An 18,366-nucleotide genomic window follows, 5' to 3' on the forward strand; every position below is an offset into this window, starting at 1 on the left:
CTTAGCCCTGGGAGATCGGCGCCGGAGCGGAACTTGACGTAATGACTCCCAGCACAGCAGAAAACCGCTGGCCGCGCCCCACCCGCCCTGCGGGGACTCATGGGCCACCTGAGGGCAGCCCTGACGGTGCGGTCGGGTCGGCGCCGTACTCTTGAGGAATGAGCACCGCCCCCGAGCCCGCGCCGCGCGACCCGAAGCCCGCGCTGGTCTTCGACGACCCGCTGGACCGGCAGTCCTCGGACGACACGGACCGCGGCTGGGGCGACCGCCCGGAGGGCGACTCGGCGGCCGACCTCAGGCGTTTCCTCGACGAGAAGCCGCCCCACCACCTCTGAGCCGTCCGCGCGACCGCCCGGAGCGCCGCTAACGCTGGTTGTGGCCGTTTCCGCGCTGCGCGACCAGGGCGTCGCGGATCTCCTTCAGCACCTCCAGCTCGGTCACCTCGATGACCTCGTGCGTGCCCTCCCTCGCCCTCCGGCGGGCCTCGATGCGGGACAGGTACTTCGCCATCGGCAGGACCATCAGGAAGTACACGACGGCCGCGGTGATCACGAAGGAGAGCGTGGCGCCCAGGACCTCGCCCCACATGATCGGAATGCCGGTCTTCACCGTGCCGTCCGCGTTCAGCTTGCACGGGGCCTTCAGGCACGAGCTGTAGCTGTCGAGGTTCTTGGTGCCGATCGCGCCGACCAGCGGGTTGATCAGCCCCTTCACCACCGAGTTGACTATGTTCGTGAAGGCGGCGCCGATGACCACCGCGACTGCCAGATCGACGACGTTTCCGCGCATCAGGAAGGCCTTGAAGCCCTGCCAGATGCCCGGTTCCTTCTTCTCGCTCACCTCGGGGACTCTCCTCACGTGCACAGGGTGTGGAACAAAGTGATCCGCAACCTACGTCACCGTGTGGCCATTGCGCCCAACCCGGTGGCTCGGACGAGCGACTTGACACAAAGTGTCCCGTAAATCGCCCCAGGTTGTTCAGCACACTGTCACCGCCAGCCGTGCCGTGGCGCTCGCGCCGACCAGCCGGGCCGCGGTGTCACGCGGCACCGAGAGCACGATCAGCGCCCCGCTCTCCGCGGCGGCGTCGGCCGGCTCCGGCAGCCGCGTCACGCGCACCCCGCGCGCGATCACCCGGGCCTCCCCGCCCGCCGCGGGATCCCCGGCCGCGATGACGTCCACCCGGTCACCGGGGCGCAGCAGCCGGACGGTCGCCGCGTCGGCGATCCGCACCGGTGCCGTCACCATGTCCACGGGCGGGGCGTGCCGTCGTACCGGCTGGGTGACGACCGGGTGTCCCCGGGGCCGCTCGGCGCGCAGGGGGTTCGTGGCGGCACGCGGTCCCGCCGCGACGAGCGCCGCCGCCGTGACCGCCAGGCCGGCCGCGAGGGCCCGCCTGCGGTGGCGCAGCAGTCGGTCCAGCTGATACCGCCCGCCGCGTACCCGCACCGGTTCGAAGTGCGGGACTTCGCAGGTGGCGGGGGCGTCGGTGCCCAGCGGGCGCGGGACGCGAAGGGGTGTGGGGACAGTGGGGTAGGGGGAGGGGGGAACGGACATCGGGGATCACCACCTGCGACGAGGAATCGGCTTGCGAGACCACGATGACGTCTCGCGCCGAAACCCGCCGGAGCCGGTGGGCCACCGACCGGTTGTGGACAACTCGGCCACCCGAACGAGGAGTTCCGCCCGCTGTCCACAGCGGCCGCGCGCTGGGGATCCGTCCGCCGCCTCGGCCCTACGGGATCCGTCCGCCCGCTCGGCCCTACGGCAGCTCGAACCCCGGGTCCATGCCGCCGAGCGCGTTCGTGCACAGGCAGTCCCGTGCCGTGTTCTCCGGCAGAGCCGCCACCGCGTCGAACAGCACACCCCGCAGCCGGTCCACATTGGCCGCGAACACCTGCAGAACCTCGTCGTGCGAGACGCCCTCACCGGTCTCGGCGCCCGCGTCCAGGTCCGTGACCAGCGTCAACGACGAGTAGCAGAGCTCCAGTTCACGGGCGAGCGCCGCCTCGGGGTGGCCGGTCATGCCCACCACCGACCAGCCCTGCGCCTGGTGCCACAGCGATTCGGCGCGGGTGGAGAAGCGCGGCCCCTCGATCACCACCAGCGTGCCGCCGTCCACCGGCTCCCAGTCCCGGCCGCGGGCCGCCTTCAGCGCCGCCGCCCGCCCGGTGGGGCAGTAGGGGTCGGCCAGGGAGACGTGCACCACGTTCGGCACGGTGCCGTCGGGCAACGGCAGCCCGTCGAAGTAGGACTGCGCCCGGGACTTCGTACGGTCCACCAGCTGGTCCGGCACGAGCAGCGTGCCCGGACCGTACTCGGGGCGCAGACCGCCCACCGCGCACGGGCCGAGCACCTGGCGCACGCCGACGGAGCGCAGCGCCCAGAGGTTGGCCCGGTAGTTGATGCGGTGCGGCGGCAGGTGGTGGCCGCGTCCGTGCCGGGGCAGGAAGGCCACCCGGCGGCCGGCGATCTCGCCGAGGAAGAGGGAGTCGCTGGGCGGCCCGTAGGGCGTCTCGACCTGGATCTCGGTCACGTCGTCGAGGAACGAGTAGAAGCCGGAACCGCCGATTACGCCGATCTCTGCGTTCACCATGCGCAGCACACTAGCTGGCCGTTCGCCGGCCGTTCGAGCGGGGCGGGAGCCGGTGTCCGGGGACGCCCAGAACCCCGCCGTCGCTCGACAGCGGGGTCCCAGGGGTGAGGTATCAGGCGGCGGAGCTGCTGGCGGAGCCCGACGAGGACGACGTCGAGGACGACGACGTCGAGGACGACGACGTCGAAGAAGACGACGACGGCTTCGAGTCGGATGCCTTCGAGTCGGACGACTTCGCATCGGACGACGCGGAGCCCGACGACTTCGACGCGGGGCTGCTGCTCGACGAGGAGCCGCGGCTGTCATTGCGGTAGAAGCCCGAGCCCTTGAAGACAATGCCGACCGCGGAGAACACCTTCTTCAGGCGGCCACCGCAGTTGGGGCACTCGGTCAGGGCGTCGTCGGTGAACTTCTGCACCGCCTCGAGGCCCTCGCCGCACTCGGTGCACTGGTACTGGTAGGTCGGCACTGTCTTCCTCCTGGCACTCTCACTCGATGAGTGCTAACGACGGTCCATAGTGACGTATTCCTGAGGATCAGTCCACCGTCACCGGCACTCGGTGACCGACGCCACGTGCGACGGTACGGTTCCGGGGCGGGGTGACCAGCCGCGAACGCAGCGCCAGAAGGGTCACCAGGGCGAGTACGGTGCCGGCCATCGGCACCAGGAACCCGGCGCCGCCCCACAGGCGGTCCTCCAACTGTCCGGCGACCGTGACCGCGGCCGCCTGGCCGAGCGCCACCGCGCCGGTCAGCCAGGTGAACGCCTCGGTGCGGGCGCCGGCCGGGACCAGGCCCTCGACCAGCGTGTAGCCGGTGATCAGGGCGGGTGCGATGCACATGCCGACCAGCAGGCCGAGCCCGGCCAGGACCAGCACGGAGTGGGACGTCCACAGGGCCGACGCGGTCAGTGCGAGCGCCGCGTAGCCGACGACCAGGCGCCGGTGCGGGGCGGCCTTCCAGGCGAGCGCGCCGCACACGATGCCGGAGAGCATGTTCCCGGCGGCGAAGGTGCCGTACAGGACGCCGTTCAGGCCGGGCTCGCCGATCGACTCGGTGAACGCCGCGAGGGAGACCTGCATGCCGCCGAAGACGGACCCGATGCCCAGGAACGCCACGACCAGCACGCGCACGCCCGGGACGCGGAGCGCCGAGGTGTGCCGCACGCGCGCGTGGCCGGTGCCGGTCACCTGGGGCTGAGTGCTCTTCCGCGCGGCGAACAGCAGACCGCCGGCCAGCGTGAGCGCGGCCTCCGTGACCAGGCCGGCGGCCGGGGCCACGGTGGTGCACAGGGCGGTCGCGAGCAGCGGGCCGAACACGAAGGTGAGCTCGTCGGTGACGGACTCGAAGGCGGCCGCGGTGGACATCAGAGGGGAGTCCTGGAGCCTGGCGCCCCAGCGGGCGCGGACCATGGGGCCGACCTGGGGTACCGAGGCGCCGGTCGGCACGGCCGCCGCGAACAGCGCCCACAGGGGCGCGTGCGCCAGCGCGAGCGCCGTCAGGACGAGGCCCGACAGGGCGTGCACGAGCACGCCGGGGACCAGTACCGCCCGCTGCCCGTAGCGGTCGGCCAGGCGGCCACTGTAGGGCGCGAACAGCGCCATGGAGACGCCGGTGGCGGCCGCGGCGGCACCCGCGGCGCCGTACGAACCGGTGGTGTGCTGCACGAGCAGCACGATGGAGATGGTGAGCATCGCGAACGGCTGGCGTGCCGCGAAACCTGGGATCAGGAACGTCCAGGCGCCGCGGGTGCGCAGCAGCTGGCCGTATCCCGGGCGGGACGGCGCAGCCGAGCTCTCCGACGGCTCGGTGGTGACCGTGGATGCCACGGCCCGTGCCTTTCTGCCGCCTGGTAGCGCGGCCCCTCCGGATGCGGGGGCGGCGCCGAGAGCTGTCCTCTTGCGCGGAACTGCGGTAGATACCGGCGCCCACTGCGAGGAGTGATCCGGCCGCCATACGGTCGCGCCAGCTCTGCGTCAGGCAGAGTTGGTTCGATCAGGGTGCTTTCATCGTACAGGGGTGAAAGCCCGGTACGCCTGTGAAAACGAGCACCGCGAACCCTGTTCACCTGCGATTGGTGGCGGTGTGAACCATCCGAAACACACCCTTAACGCGCGCTCGGCGCACCGCCCGGCCCCGCGCCCGGCCTGGACCCCGCGCCCGCCGTCCCGTTCGTGCCCAGCCAGCCCGCCAGCTTGCCCCCGTGGCCGACCGCGCGCAGCCGCCGTTCCGCGGCGTCCCGTACCGGGTCGGTGGCGACCACGAGGAGTTCGTCCCCGCGCCGCAGCACCGTCGCGGGCAGTGGAACAAACGATTTTCCTTCGCGGACGACGAGGGTGACGGCGGCCCCGGCGGGCAGCCGCAGCTCGTTGATCTCCACGCCGTGCATCCGGGAGCCCTCGGGGATCGAGACGGACAGCAGATGCCCGCGCAGCCGCTCCAGGGGCGCGGACTCGATGCCGAGGTCGGCGGCCTCCGGTCCCTCGCCGAGCCGCAGCTTGCCGGCCAGCCAGGGCAGCGTCGGCCCCTGGACGAGGGTGTAGACGACGACCAGGACGAAGACGATGTTGAAGATCCGGTGGCTGGTGTCGACGCCGTTCACCATGGGGATCGTCGCCAGGATGATGGGCACGGCGCCGCGCAGCCCGGCCCAGGACATCAGGGTCTGCTCCGGCCAGGGCACCCGGAACGGCGCGAGGCTGACGACCACGCTCACCGGCCGCGCCACCATGGTGAGCACCAGCCCGATGACCAGGGCGGGCACGATGTCGTCGCCGAGCTCGTGCGGGGTGACCAGCAGGCCGAGCAGGACGAACATGCCGATCTGGGCGATCCAGCCGAGCCCCTCGGCGAAACCGCGGGTGGCCGGCCAGTGCGGCAGCTTGGCGTTGCCGAGCACCATGGAGGCCAGGTAGACCGCGAGGAAGCCGCTGCCGTGCGCCAGCGCGCCGGCCGCGTACGCCGTGACCGCGATGGCCATCACGGCGATCGGGTAGAGGCCGGAGGCGGGCAGCGCGACGTGCCTGAGGCCCCAGGAGCCGAGCCAGCCGACCGCGAGGCCTATGCCCGCGCCGATGGCCAGCTCCATGGCTATCTCGCCCACCAGGACGTACCAGTGCTCGACCGGCCCCGCGGTGGACAGGGCGACGACCAGGATGACCACCGGGGCGTCGTTGAAGCCGGACTCCGCCTCCAGGGTGCCCGTCACGCGCGCGGGCAGCGGAATGCGCCGGAGCACCGAGAAGACCGCCGCCGCGTCCGTCGAGGACACCACCGCGCCGATGATGAGCGCCTGCCGCCACTCCAGTCCGACCAGGTAGTGCGCGCCCGCGGCGGTGACGCCGACGCTCACCCCGACCCCGGCCAGGGCCAGCATGGAGGCGGACGCCAGGACGGGTTCGACCTCCTTCCACTGCGTGCCGAGACCGCCCTCGGCCAGGATCACGACCAGGGCCGCGTATCCGATGACCTGGGTCAGTTCGGCGTTGTCGAAGTGGATGTCGCCGATGCCGTCCTGGCCCATGAGGACGCCGATCCCCAGGTACACGAGCAGGCTGGGGAGCCCGCTGCGCGAGGAGATCCGGACGGCCGCGACGGCGACCAGCAGGACCACGGAGCAGACGAGCAGAAGCTGGTTGAGGTGGTGGACGGTCAGCGGCGCTTCCTTTCCTTGGCTCGCGCGCGGGCGACGCGGAAGCTCTCACGTACAAGACCCGAGGTTGCGGCACTCCGCACCCAAGTACTTCGTTACCTTACCTAACTCTTGACGCTTTCTTGACGCTTCCCGAGGCAAGATCGAACGCCCGTGCCTGCCGGATCCCTACTCCGCGTCAAGTGGCGCAGGGCCCTGCGCCTATGGTTGCTCCAGCGCTCAGTCAAGTGCACATGCCCGCCTGCCGCTCGCGTTAGGACAGCAAGGACAGCGATGCCCCCCAACACCACCGCCACAACGGGTGACAAGCCTGGCAAGTCCGGCAGGAAGAAGGGGCGCAGAGCCCGACTTATCGTGCTCGTGCTCGTTCTGGCTGTCGTCGGTGGCGTCTTCTACGGGGCGTACTGGTCGGTCAGCACGGTCCGCGCGTCCTTCCCGCAGACCAAGGGTTCGATCACGCTCCAGGGCCTCTCCGGGCCCGTGACCGTGAAGCGCGACAGCTACGGCATCCCGCAGATCTACGCCTCGACCGACGAGGACCTGTTCATGGCGCAGGGCTACGTCCAGGCGCAGGACCGGTTCTACGAGATGGACGTGCGCCGCCACATGACCTCCGGGCGCCTGTCCGAGATGTTCGGCAAGAGCCAGGTGAAGAACGACGAGTTCCTGCGCACCATGGGCTGGGACCGGGTCGCGAAGGAGGAGTACGACACCAAGCTGTCGGACTCCACCAAGAAGTACCTCCAGGCCTACTCCAAGGGGGTCAACGCCTACCTCCAGGGCAAGGACGGCAAGGACATCTCCCTGGAGTACGCGGCCCTCGGGTTCGTCAACGACTACAAGCCCGAGCAGTGGACCCCCGTCGACTCGGTCTCCTGGCTGAAGGCGATGGCCTGGGACCTGCGCGGCAACATGGACGACGAGATCGACCGGGCCCTGATGACCAGCCGCCTCGGCCCGCAGCAGATCAAGGACCTGTACCCGGACTACCCGTACAGCCGCAACCAGACGATCGTCCAGGACGGCCAGTACGACGAGCTCACCAAGACCTTCGAGCAGAGCGGCTCCACGAGCGGCTCCGGGACCTCGACGGACACGAGCGGCTCCTCGACCTCGTCGACCACCGGATCGGCGCTCACGAGCCAGCTGGCGGGCCTCTACAACGTCCTCGACGACGTCCCCACGGCGGTCGGCGTGAACGGCCAGGGCATCGGCTCCAACTCCTGGGTCGTCGGCGGCGAGCACACCATCACCGGCAAGCCGCTGCTCGCCAACGACCCGCACCTGTCGGCGTCCCTGCCGTCCGTCTGGTACCAGATGGGCCTGCACTGCACCACGGTCTCCAGCAAGTGCCAGTACGACGTCACCGGCTACACCTTCGCCGGCATGCCCGGCGTGATCATCGGCCACAACGCGGACATCGCCTGGGGCATGACCAACTCCGGGGTCGACGTCACCGACCTCTACCTGGAGAAGCTCTCCGGCGACGGCTACCTGTACGACAAAAAGACCAAGCCCTTCACGACCCGTACGGAGACCATCAAGGTCGCCGGCGGCACGTCCAAGAAGATCGTCGTGCGCCAGACCGCCGACGGCATGCCGCTGCTGTCCGACCGCGACGACGAACTCGTCCAGGTCGGCAAGAAGGCGAGCGTCGACACCGCCGCACCCGACCGCGGCGACGGCTACGGCATCGCCCTGAGGTGGACCGCCCTGGACCCGGGCACCACCATGGACGCCGTCTTCGCCCTCGACAAGGCGTCCGACTGGACCTCCTTCCGGGACGCGGCCGCCCAGTTCGACGTGCCCTCGCAGAACCTGATCTACGCCGACACCAAGAACAACATCGGCTACACGCTGCCCGGCAGGATCCCCACGCGCGCGTCGGGGGACGACGGGTCCATCCCGGCACCGGGCTGGGACTCCGAGTACAAGTGGACCGGCTTCATCAAGCAGGACGAACTGCCCTACGAGTACGACCCGAAGCGCGGCTACATCGTCACCGCCAACCAGGCCGTGATCGACAAGGACAAGTACCCCTACACGCTCACCACGGACTGGGGCTACGGCACCCGCAGCCAGCGCATCACCGACCTGATCGAGTCGAAGATCAAGGACGGCGGCAAGATCTCCACCGACGACATGCGCCAGATGCAGATGGACAACAGCAGCGAGATCGCCAAGCTGCTGGTGCCCAAGCTGCTGAAGATCGACCTTCCCGACAAGGACGTGCGCGAGGCGCAGAAGCTCCTGGAGGGCTGGGACTACACCCAGGACGCCGACTCCGCGGCCGCGGCCTACTTCAACGCGGTCTGGCGCAACGTCCTCAAGCTCGCCTTCGGCAACAAGCTGCCCAAGGAACTGCGGGTCAAGGGCCAGTGCCTGTGGGTCGACAAGGTCGACAGCACCGGCCCGCTCGACGACGACACCAAGGTGCGCGAGTGCGGCGAGCGCGACGCCGACCAGGCCCAGCCGGACGGCGGCGACCGCTGGTTCGAGGTGGTCCGCAACCTCATGGACAAGCCGGACAGCGCCTGGTGGAAGACGCCGGCGTCCGGCACCCGCCCCAAGGCCGACAACATGGACCAGCTGTTCAAGCGCGCCATGATCGACGCCCGCTGGGAGCTGACCGCCAAGCTCGGCAAGGACATCGACACCTGGAGCTGGGGCCGGCTGCACCGCCTGTTCCTGAAGAACCAGACCCTCGGCACCGACGGCCCGGCCATCGTCCAGTACATCCTCAACCGCGGCCCCTGGAAGCTCAGCGGCGGCGAGGCCACGGTCAACGCGACCGGCTGGAACGCCGCGGGCGGCTACGGCGTCGTCTGGGTCCCCTCCATGCGGATGGTGGTCAACCTCGACGACCTCGACAAGTCCAAGTGGATCAACCTCACGGGAGCCTCCGGCCACGCCTTCAGCGCCCACTACACCGACCAGACGGGCAAGTGGGCCGACGGCGAACTGCTCCCGTGGTCGTTCTCGGACAAGGCGGTCGACAAGAGCACCAGCGACACACTGGTCCTCAAGCCCTGAGACCGTCGGGCACCCGCCGGTGAAACGGCCCTCCACGCACGCGTGGAGGGCCGTTTCACATGAGGGTCACGGGGCGTCCGGGCTCGTGAACCGGCGCGTGCCCGACGGCGTCACCACCGCCTGCACCGGCCGGTCGTGCCCCTCCGCGGGCACCCGCCCGACGACCTCCGTGTCGTACAGCAGCACCACGAGCGCCGGGTGCGCGCCCGCGCGCTCCAGCCGCGCCAGCACCCGGTCGTACGACCCTCCGCCGCGCCCCAGGCGCATCCCGCGCGCGTCCACCGCGAGCCCCGGCAGCAGCACGACGTCCGCGCCGAGTACGGCGTCCGGCCCGAGGCGTTCACCGGAGGGTTCGAACAGCGCCATCTTGCCGCCGTGTTGGACGCGGGCGAGCGAGCCCTCCCCGCCGTACGCCCCCCAGTCCAGGTCGTGGTCCGGCAGGAGCGCGGGGAGCAGGACGCGTACCCCCCGCGCGAGCAGCGCATCCAGCAGCGTGAGCGTGCCGGGCTCGTTCTCGACGGAGACGTACGCCGCCACCGTGCGCGCACGCACCAGCTCGGGCAGCTCCAGCGCGTGTTCGGCCAGCGCCTCGGCCGCCTCCCTGACGACATCCGTCGTCAACCTGTTCCTCACCCCGAGGAATTCTCGGCGCAACGTTCGCTTGTCACCCTCGGCCTCAGGTCCACCGTGCTCCACAGGTCGTTCCCGCACCCTTCCCAATCCGCTCATATGAGTGCCAATTAACCGGAGCCTCAGATTCTCCGCAAAGGCACCGGATAAGGTTGCGGACATGACTCAGTCGCACCCCAGGATCAGCAAGGCTGTCATTCCCGCGGCAGGCCTCGGCACCCGGTTCCTGCCGGCCACCAAGGCCACTCCCAAGGAGATGCTGCCGGTCGTCGACAAGCCGGCGATCCAGTACGTGGTCGAGGAGGCCGTGTCGGCGGGGCTCGACGACGTCCTCATGATCACCGGACGCAACAAGCGTCCCCTGGAAGATCACTTCGACCGCAACTACGAGCTGGAATCGGCGCTCCAGAAGAAGGGCGACGCCGGCCGGCTCGCCAAGGTGCAGGAGTCCAGCGACCTGGCCACGATGCACTACGTGCGCCAGGGCGACCCCAGGGGCCTCGGCCACGCCGTGCTGTGCGCGGCCCCGCACGTGGGCCACGAGCCCTTCGCCGTCCTGCTCGGCGACGACCTGATCGACCCGCGCGACCCGCTGCTCCAGCGCATGATCGAGGTCCAGGAGCGGCACGGCGGCAGCGTGATCGCGCTCATGGAGGTCGACCCCGAGCAGATCCACCTCTACGGCTCCGCCGCCGTGGAGACCACCGCCGACGCCGACGTCGTCAAGGTGACCGGCCTGGTCGAGAAGCCCGACGCGGCGGACGCCCCGTCCAGCTACGCGGTGATCGGCCGCTACGTCCTCGACCCGCACGTCTTCGACATACTGCGGCGCACCGAGCCGGGCCGCGGCGGCGAGATCCAGCTCACCGACGCCCTCCAGCAGCTCGCCCAGGACGAAAAGGTCGGCGGCCCCGTGCACGGCGTCGTCTTCAAGGGCCGCCGCTATGACACCGGCGACCGCGGCGACTATCTGCGTGCCATTGTCCGCCTCGCGTGCGAACGTGAAGACCTGGGCCCGGACTTCCGGACCTGGCTTCGCAGTTACGTAGCCGAGGAGATGCAGCAGAGTTGAGGAACGCCGCGACCCGCCCCGCCGGCCCGGACCACGTGTGGTCGGTGGACGAGCACCTGGAGGACATCCTCACCACCGTCCGGCCCCTGGAACCCATCGAGCTGCAACTGCTCGACGCCCAGGGCTGCGTCCTGGTCGACGACGTCACGGTGCCCCTCTCGCTGCCACCGTTCGACAACAGCTCCATGGACGGGTACGCGGTACGGGTCGCGGATGTGGCGGGCGCGAGCGAGGAGTTCCCGGCCGTCCTGGAAGTCGTCGGGGACGTCGCGGCGGGCGCGGCCGAGCTGACCCCCGTGGGCCCCGGCCAGGCGGCCCGCATCATGACCGGCGCCCCGCTGCCGCCCGGCGCCGAGGCCGTCGTCCCGGTGGAGTGGACCGACGGCGGACTCGGCGAGGGACCGGTCGCCGGGATGCGGGCCCGCAGTCTCGCGCCCGAGGGCGCCGAGGGGCACGTGCGCGTGCACCGGCCGGCCGAGGCACGCGCGCATGTGCGCGCGAGGGGCAGTGACGTGAAGGCCGGCGACCTCGCCCTGGAGGCCGGCACCGTCCTCGGCCCGCCCCAGATCGCACTGCTCGCGGCGATCGGCCGCGGCACGGCACGCGTACGCCCGCGCCCGCGCGTGGTCGTCGTGTCCACCGGCAGCGAACTCGTCCAGCCCGGCGAGGCACTCGGCAGCGGCCAGATCTACGACTCCAACAGCTTCGCCCTCACCGCCGCCGCCCGGGACGCGGGCGCCATCGCCTACCGGGTGGGCGCCGTCGTCGACGACGCCGACACACTCCGCGCCACCATCGAGGACCAGCTCGTCCGCGCCGACCTGCTGGTCACCACCGGCGGGGTCAGCGTGGGGGCCTACGACGTCGTCAAGGAGGCACTGGCGCACGTCGGCGACGAGGACGTGCCGGGCAGCGGCATCGACTTCCGCAAGCTCGCCATGCAGCCCGGCAAGCCCCAGGGCTTCGGCGCGATCGGCCCCGACCACACGCCCCTGCTGGCGCTTCCGGGCAACCCCGTGTCCTCGTACGTCTCCTTCGAACTGTTCGTCCGCCCCGCCATCCGCACCCTGATGGGCCTCAAGGACGTGCACCGGCCCAGCGCCACGGCGACCCTCAGGGCGGACAAGGCGCTGAGCTCGCCCAAGGGGCGCAGGCAGTTCCTGCGCGGGACGTACGCCGACGGCGAGGTGACCGCCGTGGGCGGCGCCGGTTCGCACCTGGTCGCGGCCCTGGCCCACGCCGACGCGCTGATCGTCGTACCCGAGGACGTCGAGTCCGTCGAGCCCGGCACCGACGTCGAGGTCGTCCTGCTCGGCTGAACGCTCCGCTGGAAGTGCCGCGATGTGCGGCCGTCTGCCGACTGCGGCGCCGTCGTGGCTGGTCGCGCAGTTCCTCCCCCAGCCTTCGGCCGGGGGTGCCCCCAGCGCCCCTTCAGGGCGCTGCGGAACCGCAGCGGACTTCGCCGGACCCGCTTGGACGGCCGTCCTGGTCGGCCGGGGGGTGTCCGCCGGACGGCCGCCACGTGCGCGTACCCGTCCGCCGGGCGGGTCCTGCCCGTTGGTGTGTGCTGCCTTGGCGGTACCGTGTCGCGCACAGCAGGCCCGAGCGCCGCACCGCGACGGGCCAGGACCGGGAGCGCCACACAGCATGACTGAGCCCTTCCGGGGGGACACCCCCGGACCCTCCGAGCCAGACCGACTGACGCACCTCGACGACGCGGGCGCCGCCCGCATGGTCGACGTGTCCGGCAAGGACGTGACCGCGCGCACCGCCCGCGCGAGCGGACGCGTCCTCGTCTCGCCCCGCGTGGTCGAGCTGCTGCGCGGCGAGGGCGTTCCGAAGGGCGACGCCCTCGCCACCGCCCGTATCGCCGGGATCATGGGCGCCAAACGCACCCCGGACCTGATCCCGCTGTGTCACCCCTTGGCCCTGTCCGGTGTGAAACTGGATCTGTCGATCGCGGACGACGCCGTGGAGATCCTGGCCACGGTGCGGACGACGGACCGCACGGGTGTCGAGATGGAGGCCCTCACGGCGGTCTCCGTCGCGGCACTCACCGTGATCGACATGGTCAAGGCGGTCGACAAGGGAGCGGTCATCACGGACGTACGCGTGGAGGAGAAGACGGGCGGAAAGTCGGGCGACTGGAGCCGGGCATGAACGCCGGGCCGGCCACGGACGGTACCGTCGGCGGTGCGCCGCGCGCGCCGTACCGCGCGCTGGTCGTGACCGCTTCCAACCGTGCCGCCGCCGGTGTCTACGAGGACAAGGGCGGCCCGCTGGTCGCGGCCGGCCTGGCGGGCTTCGGGTTCAGCGTGGACGGGCCGCGGGTGGTGCCCGACGGGGAACCCGTGGCGGCCGCGCTGCGCGCCGGGGTCGAGGCCGGGTACGACGTCGTCGTCACCAGCGGCGGCACCGGCGTCTCGCCCACCGACCGCACGCCGGAGGCGACCCGCGCGGTGCTCGACTACGAGGTGCCGGGCATCGCCGAGGCCGTCCGGGCGTTCGGACGGGAGAAGGTGCCCACCGCCGCGCTCTCCCGGGGCCTGGCCGGGGTGGCGGGCCGGACACTGATCGTCAACCTTCCGGGGTCCACCGGCGGGGTGCGGGACGGGCTGGCCGTCCTGGAACCGCTGCTGGCGCATGCCGTCGACCAGATCCGCGGCGGCGACCACACCGGACCCAGCAGTGGGGGTGCGAGCTGAACAGCCTGTCCTGGCCCGTCGTGCTGGTGGACGGCGACGTCGTCCTCCGGCCCATAAGGGTGCGCGACCAACGGGCCTGGCGCGAGGTCAACCGGCGCAACCGCGACTGGCTGCGCCCGTGGGAGGCGACCATCCCGCCGCCCACGCCCAGCGGGCCGATAGCGCACCGGCCGACCTACCGGCAGATGGTCCGGCACCTGCGCTCCGAGGCGAACGCGGGCCGGATGCTGCCGTTCGTCATCGAGTACCAGGGGCAACTGGTCGGGCAGTTGACGGTCGCCGGGATCACCTGGGGTTCGATGTGCTCGGGGCACGTCGGCTACTGGGTGGACCAGTCGGTGGCCGGCCGCGGGGTGATGCCGACGGCCGTCGCGCTCGTGGTGGACCACTGTTTCCGCACCGTTGGTCTGCACCGCATCGAGGTCTGCATTCGCCCGGAGAACCGGCCCAGCCGCCGGGTCGTGGAGAAACTCGGATTCCGTGAGGAGGGGCTGCGGCCACGTTATCTCCACATCGACGGCGCCTGGCGCGACCACCTCGTCTTCGCCCTCACCGCGGAAGAGGTCCCCGAGGGGTTGCTCGGCCGCTGGCAGCGGGCACGCTCCCAGAGCGCGTCCGCGAAGGCACCGGGCCCGACCGGCACCCCGAACGGGCCCTGGAATCCGGAGAACACCCCAGGGAATCCCGGCTAGCCGAAAAATTGAATGCATGTTCGAAAGTGATCGGTTGTTGACTGTCTCAGGGCATTGAATTCGCGGCTTCGGCGGCCTGCTGATCGCATCGGTCACAAAAAAAGCTCGAAATATCAGCCGGATCGTGCGACACACCGGCGCAATTGGCAGATGGCCCCATGCAAACCCCTCTACCGTGTGAGGCGTGAGCAGCAGCGGCCTCATCTACGCAGTCATTGTCGGGGCCTGGGCCGCCTACTTGGTGCCGATGTGGCTCCGTAGGCAGGACGAGCTGAACGAGGCCCGTCCGACGGAACGCTTCAGCACCGCCATCCGGCTGCTGTCCGGACGGGCGGGGATGGAGCGCCGGTACGCCAGGGACCTGCGGGCGCGCTCCGCCTCGGAGGGGGAGCAGGACGCCGGCGATCCGGACGCCGCCACCGACTCGGTGGACGTCCGGGCCTTCGCCATGCCTCCGACCCGCCGTCAGGTCCGGGCGGACGTGCAGCCGGAGGCGCCCGGGCGTCAGGAACCGGCGCGCGACCAGACGGTCGCGCCGGCGGCCAAGTCCCCGTCCGCGCCGCCCCGTCAGACGGGCGCCGCGCCGGCCTCGGCATCCGCCCCCGTGTCCACCTCCACTCCCGCGCCCAAGTCGGGCTCCGTGCCCGCCCGCAAGCAGGTTCCGGCCGCACGGCGCGCGCCCTCCGCGCAGGCGGCCGCGGAACGCGCCCGGCGCTCGAAGGCGCTCGCGCGCCGTCGGCGCACCACCGTCATGCTCTTCGCCGCGTTCACGCTGGGCGCGATCGTCGCCGCCGTCGGAGGGCTCGCGTTCCTGTGGGCACCCGGCGTGCCCGCCGTCATGCTCAGCGCCTACATCGCCTACCTGCGCGCACAGGAGCGCCGGCGCTTCGCCTACCAGATGGACCGGCGTCAGGCCGAGGCCGCCGCGCAGCGGTTGCGGGAGCGCCAGCCGCGCCGCCGCCCGCCCCTCGCCCCCGAGGCGGGCGCGGACGAACCGGAGGAAGGACCAGAGACCGGGACCGACCCCGGCCTGTCCGCACTCGCCGCCGACCGGCGCGCCCTCGTCGAGCAGACCGACCACGCCGAGTGGGTCGACCAGCAGCGCGAGCGGCAGCGGCGGCCCGGACACGGGGACAGCTGGGACCCCGTGCCGGTGCCCCTGCCGACGTACGTGACCGCGCCGGTCGCGCCGCGCGCCACCTCCGACGTGGACCTGGGGGCGCCGGACGCGTGGAGTTCGGCGCGGTCCAGTGCCGTCACGCCGGAGCAAGAGACCAAGCCGGCGGAGCCGGAGGCCGAGGCGGAGGAGCCGGTGCCCGCCGCCGACGACGACAAGACGGCCGACGGCCGGACCGACGCCCGCCGCGCGGCCTCCGCCCGCCGGGCACGCGAGCGCGGCCGCACCCCCCTCTTTGACCAGTACGAGGACGGCGACCGCCCGCGCGCGGCCAACGAATGACCTGAGGCCGAGGGCGCGGGACGCCTCGGCACCCCGCTCCTGACCAGTCAGGGAACGGATTTCCAAGCACCCCGACGGGGATGCTAGAGTTTCACTCGTTGCAAGGGCCTGTGGCGCAGTCCGGTAGCGCACCTCGTTCGCATCGAGGGGGCCAGGGGTTCAAATCCCCTCAGGTCCACTGCACGGTGAGACCCCGCACGATCGTGAAGATCGTGCGGGGTCTTCGTCGTTCCCGGGGCACGCCGGCCCGGTGGGTGGCGGCTGGGCCGCCACCCGGCAGGTCCGTTGCGGCAGTTGCGGCCGTGTGGCCGTTGTGGCCCTTGTGGCCGTTGCGGTCTACAGATCCGCCGGTGCGTCCGTCCGCAGGGCCTTGGCGAAGCAGCGGCTCGACTCGTAGTGCCGGTAGTAGCCGAACTTGGTGCACGGTTCGTAGCCGCTGGAGGTGTACAGGGCGATGGCCTCCGGCTGCTTGGTGCCGGTCTCCAGGACCATGCGGAGGCGGCCGGCCGCGCGGGCGTCGTCCTCCAGGGCCGTGAGCATGCGGCGGGCCAGGCCCCGGCCGCGCATCCCCTCGATGACGAACATGCGCTTGAGCTCGGCGTCGCCGTCCTCGTTGCCCTCGCCGTTCGCGTCCTGGCTGCGCCAGCCGCCGGTGGCCACGGGGTGGTCGGACTCGTCGTACGCGATCAGGTAGACGCCGTTCGGCGGCTGGAAGTCGGCCGTGTCGAGGACGGTGGCGTCGCCGCCGTCGCCGTAGCGCAGCTGGTACTCGGCCTGGACCTCGTCGTTCAGCTTGACGGCGTCGGGGTGGTCGAAGGCAACCGGGCGTATATTCATGTAAGGCATCGTATATTCGTGCAGGCGGTGAACGCGGTGGACATCCGGACTCCGTCCAGTGTGCCGGTATGGTTCCCGCGTGCTGACTGTGACCTCGGTGAATGTGAACGGGCTTCGGGCCGCCGCGAAGAAGGGCTTCGTGGAGTGGCTCGCGCAGACCTCCGCGGACGTGCTCTGCCTGCAGGAGGTGCGCGCGGAACCGCAGCAGCTCCCGGAGGAGGTGCGCGCGCCCGGCGGGTGGCACGTGGTGCACGCGCCCGCGGCCGCCAAGGGGCGCGCGGGTGTCTCCCTGTACACCCGGCGTGAGCCGGACCGGGTGCGCATCGGCTTCGGGTCGGACGAGTTCGACGTGAGCGGGCGCTATGTCGAGGCCGACCTGCCCGGTGTGACCGTCGCCTCCCTCTATCTCCCCTCCGGGGAGGTGGGCACCGAGCGCCAGGACGAGAAGTACCGGTTCATGGACGAGTTCCTGGCCCATCTGAAGGAGCTGCGCGAGCGGGCCGCCGCCGACGGGCGCGAGGTCGTCGTCTGCGGCGACTGGAACATCGCCCACCAGCAGGCCGACCTGAAGAACTGGCGCGGCAACACCAAGAACTCCGGCTTCCTCCCGGAGGAGCGGGAGTGGCTCGGCAAGGTCCTGGATCCGGCCGACGGCGGCTATGTCGACGTCGTACGCGCCCTGCACCCGGACGTCGAGGGGCCGTACTCCTGGTGGTCCTACCGGGGGCGGGCTTTCGACAGCGATTCAGGATGGCGCATCGACTACCAGCTGGCCACGCGTGGGCTCGCGGCCAAGGCGGTGAAGGGGTTCGTGGAGCGTGCGGCCACGCATGCCGAGCGGTGGTCCGACCATGCGCCGGTCACCGTCGTGTACGACCGCTGATCATCACGGCTGCTTGCGCAGCCGTCGGTCCAGTGCCAGGGACACCTCTGCCTCCACCACGCTCCGGGCCAGGGGGCGCAGGCGTTCCATGTCCTCCTCGGGGCCGTGGCGCAGGACGAGTTCGGCGAAGAGTTCGGCGAGGGCGTCGGCGTGTTCGCGGACGGTGCGGCCGGCCGCCAGGACCTCCGCCAGCGGGAAGCCCTCGCGGACCAGGGCCGAGGAGGCGTCCAGCAGGCGGCGGCTGATGTGGACGATGTCGTCGCCGTCGGTGCCGAGGTAGCCGAGGTCCATGGCGGCGGCGAGGTTTTCCGGGGTGACCTCGCCCTCGAAGCGGGCGGCGAGCTCCTCGGGGGTGAGGCGGACCGGTTCCTCCTCGGTGGGGGCGCCGACGCCGATCAGGTCGGCGACGTTGCGGCCCTGGTCGAGGGCTTCCGCGAGCTCCGCGATGCCGTTCAGGGTGTGGCCGCGCTCCAGGAGCGCCGAGATCGTGCGCAGCCGGGCCAGGTGGTGGTCGTCGTACCAGGCGATACGGCCCTCGCGGCGGGGTGGCGGGATCAGCTTGCGCTCGCGGTAGAAGCGCAGGGTGCGCACGGTGATGCCGGCCAGTGCGGCCAGTTCCTCCATGCGGTACTCGTGTCCGCCGCCCTGGTCGAGCCGCTGGTCGGGGGCCGTGGAGGTCTTTCGCGCGCCGTGGTCTGCCACGTGCGCAGCCTATGTTGTACCGCGGGTACCCGCGGCGGAGCCGCTGATGTGAACGCCGCCCGTCCGACCCCTACCCATCGGTACACGGCTGCTCTACAGTCCAAC

Annotated in this window: 18 protein-coding genes and 1 tRNA gene; 10 read left to right on the forward strand and 9 right to left on the reverse strand. The window is 71.3% G+C overall.

What is annotated here, in order from left to right; genetic code table 11:
- Window positions 1–158: 158 nt before the first annotated feature.
- A complete protein-coding gene (locus tag SSP29_RS56015) occupies window positions 159–335 on the forward strand; it encodes a hypothetical protein (protein ID WP_089102171.1) in 177 nt (58 codons plus the stop codon).
- A 28-nt stretch (window positions 336–363) separates the two neighbouring features.
- Here SSP29_RS56015 and mscL read toward each other — a convergent pair whose 3' ends face one another.
- From mscL to SSP29_RS20775, 6 genes are all read right to left on the reverse strand, one after another.
- On the reverse strand, window positions 364–840 hold the full coding sequence (gene mscL, locus SSP29_RS20750) for a large conductance mechanosensitive channel protein MscL (RefSeq protein WP_089102172.1): 477 nt from the start codon (window positions 838–840) through the stop codon (window positions 364–366).
- A gap of 138 nt (window positions 841–978) precedes the next feature.
- A complete protein-coding gene (locus SSP29_RS20755) occupies window positions 979–1,557 on the reverse strand; it encodes a CpaB family protein (protein ID WP_089102173.1) in 579 nt (192 codons plus the stop codon).
- A 205-nt stretch (window positions 1,558–1,762) separates the two neighbouring features.
- Window positions 1,763–2,596, reverse strand: a complete 834-nt coding sequence (locus SSP29_RS20760) for an S-methyl-5'-thioadenosine phosphorylase (RefSeq protein ID WP_089102436.1) — start codon at window positions 2,594–2,596, stop codon at window positions 1,763–1,765.
- Window positions 2,597–2,708: 112 nt separating this feature from the next.
- Window positions 2,709–3,065, reverse strand: coding sequence for an FmdB family zinc ribbon protein (locus tag SSP29_RS20765; RefSeq protein ID WP_089102174.1), 357 nt, complete (start codon window positions 3,063–3,065; stop codon window positions 2,709–2,711).
- A 67-nt stretch (window positions 3,066–3,132) separates the two neighbouring features.
- Window positions 3,133–4,425: an MFS transporter gene (locus SSP29_RS20770; RefSeq protein WP_089102175.1), complete on the reverse strand. Its 1,293-nt coding sequence runs from the start codon at window positions 4,423–4,425 to the stop codon at window positions 3,133–3,135.
- 278 nt (window positions 4,426–4,703) lie between these two features.
- Window positions 4,704–6,251 (reverse strand): potassium/proton antiporter, encoded by a 1,548-nt coding sequence (locus SSP29_RS20775; RefSeq protein ID WP_089102176.1) that lies wholly within the window; start codon window positions 6,249–6,251, stop codon window positions 4,704–4,706.
- 270 nt (window positions 6,252–6,521) lie between these two features.
- On the opposite strand from SSP29_RS20775, the gene SSP29_RS20780 reads away from it, so the two are divergent.
- Window positions 6,522–9,281, forward strand: coding sequence for a penicillin acylase family protein (locus tag SSP29_RS20780; protein WP_089102177.1), 2,760 nt, complete (start codon window positions 6,522–6,524; stop codon window positions 9,279–9,281).
- A 66-nt stretch (window positions 9,282–9,347) separates the two neighbouring features.
- On the opposite strand, the gene SSP29_RS20785 is transcribed toward SSP29_RS20780, so the two are convergent.
- The gene (locus SSP29_RS20785) at window positions 9,348–10,010 is read right to left on the reverse strand and encodes a 5-formyltetrahydrofolate cyclo-ligase (RefSeq protein ID WP_089102178.1); all 663 of its coding nucleotides are present in this window, start codon (window positions 10,008–10,010) and stop codon (window positions 9,348–9,350) included.
- A 61-nt stretch (window positions 10,011–10,071) separates the two neighbouring features.
- Here SSP29_RS20785 and galU point away from each other — a divergent pair, with 61 nt between their 5' ends.
- The 7 genes from galU (at window position 10,072) to SSP29_RS20820 (ending at window position 16,017) form a co-directional block, all read left to right on the forward strand.
- Complete coding sequence (galU, locus tag SSP29_RS20790) at window positions 10,072–10,983, forward strand: UTP--glucose-1-phosphate uridylyltransferase GalU (RefSeq protein ID WP_089102179.1); 912 nt, start codon at window positions 10,072–10,074, stop codon at window positions 10,981–10,983.
- A complete protein-coding gene (gene glp / locus SSP29_RS20795) occupies window positions 10,980–12,302 on the forward strand; it encodes a molybdotransferase-like divisome protein Glp (RefSeq protein ID WP_089102180.1) in 1,323 nt (440 codons plus the stop codon). The genes galU and glp overlap by 4 nt, the downstream gene beginning before the upstream one ends.
- 328 nt (window positions 12,303–12,630) lie before the next feature.
- Window positions 12,631–13,143, forward strand: a complete 513-nt coding sequence (moaC, locus tag SSP29_RS56020) for a cyclic pyranopterin monophosphate synthase MoaC (protein ID WP_089102181.1) — start codon at window positions 12,631–12,633, stop codon at window positions 13,141–13,143.
- The gene (locus SSP29_RS20805) at window positions 13,140–13,688 is read left to right on the forward strand and encodes a MogA/MoaB family molybdenum cofactor biosynthesis protein (protein ID WP_089102182.1); all 549 of its coding nucleotides are present in this window, start codon (window positions 13,140–13,142) and stop codon (window positions 13,686–13,688) included. The genes moaC and SSP29_RS20805 overlap by 4 nt, the downstream gene beginning before the upstream one ends.
- Before the next feature lie 20 nt (window positions 13,689–13,708).
- On the forward strand, window positions 13,709–14,380 hold the full coding sequence (locus tag SSP29_RS20810; protein WP_089102183.1) for a GNAT family N-acetyltransferase: 672 nt from the start codon (window positions 13,709–13,711) through the stop codon (window positions 14,378–14,380).
- Window positions 14,381–14,564: 184 nt separating this feature from the next.
- Window positions 14,565–15,839: a divisome protein SepX/GlpR gene (sepX, locus tag SSP29_RS20815; protein WP_089102184.1), complete on the forward strand. Its 1,275-nt coding sequence runs from the start codon at window positions 14,565–14,567 to the stop codon at window positions 15,837–15,839.
- A gap of 104 nt (window positions 15,840–15,943) precedes the next feature.
- Window positions 15,944–16,017, forward strand: a tRNA-Ala gene (locus SSP29_RS20820).
- 158 nt (window positions 16,018–16,175) lie between these two features.
- Here SSP29_RS20820 and SSP29_RS20825 read toward each other — a convergent pair.
- Window positions 16,176–16,676: a GNAT family N-acetyltransferase gene (locus tag SSP29_RS20825; RefSeq protein WP_089102185.1), complete on the reverse strand. Its 501-nt coding sequence runs from the start codon at window positions 16,674–16,676 to the stop codon at window positions 16,176–16,178.
- Between the two features lie 79 nt (window positions 16,677–16,755).
- Here SSP29_RS20825 and SSP29_RS20830 point away from each other — a divergent pair, with 79 nt between their 5' ends.
- A complete protein-coding gene (locus SSP29_RS20830) occupies window positions 16,756–17,559 on the forward strand; it encodes an exodeoxyribonuclease III (protein WP_167449973.1) in 804 nt (267 codons plus the stop codon).
- Between the two features lie 3 nt (window positions 17,560–17,562).
- Here the strand turns inward: SSP29_RS20830 and SSP29_RS20835 are convergent, their stop codons facing one another.
- A complete protein-coding gene (locus tag SSP29_RS20835; protein WP_089102437.1) occupies window positions 17,563–18,183 on the reverse strand; it encodes a MerR family transcriptional regulator in 621 nt (206 codons plus the stop codon).
- Window positions 18,184–18,366: the final 183 nt, after the last annotated feature.

Source organism: Streptomyces hyaluromycini (assembly GCF_002217755.1).
In the GTDB taxonomy this organism is placed as follows: domain Bacteria; phylum Actinomycetota; class Actinomycetes; order Streptomycetales; family Streptomycetaceae; genus Streptomyces; species Streptomyces hyaluromycini.

What these genes read in the sequence shown, in the direction of transcription:
- SSP29_RS20780 (WP_089102177.1), top strand. Translation starts at nt 6,522, where the DNA reads ATGCCCCCCAACACCACCGCCACAACGGGTGACAAGCCTGGCAAGTCC.
- SSP29_RS20760 (WP_089102436.1), bottom strand. Translation starts at nt 2,596, where the DNA reads ATGGTGAACGCAGAGATCGGCGTAATCGGCGGTTCCGGCTTCTACTCG.
- SSP29_RS20805 (WP_089102182.1), top strand. Translation starts at nt 13,140, where the DNA reads ATGAACGCCGGGCCGGCCACGGACGGTACCGTCGGCGGTGCGCCGCGC.
- SSP29_RS20825 (WP_089102185.1), bottom strand. Translation starts at nt 16,676, where the DNA reads ATGAATATACGCCCGGTTGCCTTCGACCACCCCGACGCCGTCAAGCTG.
- moaC (WP_089102181.1), top strand. Translation starts at nt 12,631, where the DNA reads ATGACTGAGCCCTTCCGGGGGGACACCCCCGGACCCTCCGAGCCAGAC.
- SSP29_RS56015 (WP_089102171.1), top strand. Translation starts at nt 159, where the DNA reads ATGAGCACCGCCCCCGAGCCCGCGCCGCGCGACCCGAAGCCCGCGCTG.
- SSP29_RS20785 (WP_089102178.1), bottom strand. Translation starts at nt 10,010, where the DNA reads ATGAGCGGATTGGGAAGGGTGCGGGAACGACCTGTGGAGCACGGTGGA.
- SSP29_RS20755 (WP_089102173.1), bottom strand. Translation starts at nt 1,557, where the DNA reads ATGTCCGTTCCCCCCTCCCCCTACCCCACTGTCCCCACACCCCTTCGC.
- SSP29_RS20835 (WP_089102437.1), bottom strand. Translation starts at nt 18,183, where the DNA reads ATGGAGGAACTGGCCGCACTGGCCGGCATCACCGTGCGCACCCTGCGC.
- galU (WP_089102179.1), top strand. Translation starts at nt 10,072, where the DNA reads ATGACTCAGTCGCACCCCAGGATCAGCAAGGCTGTCATTCCCGCGGCA.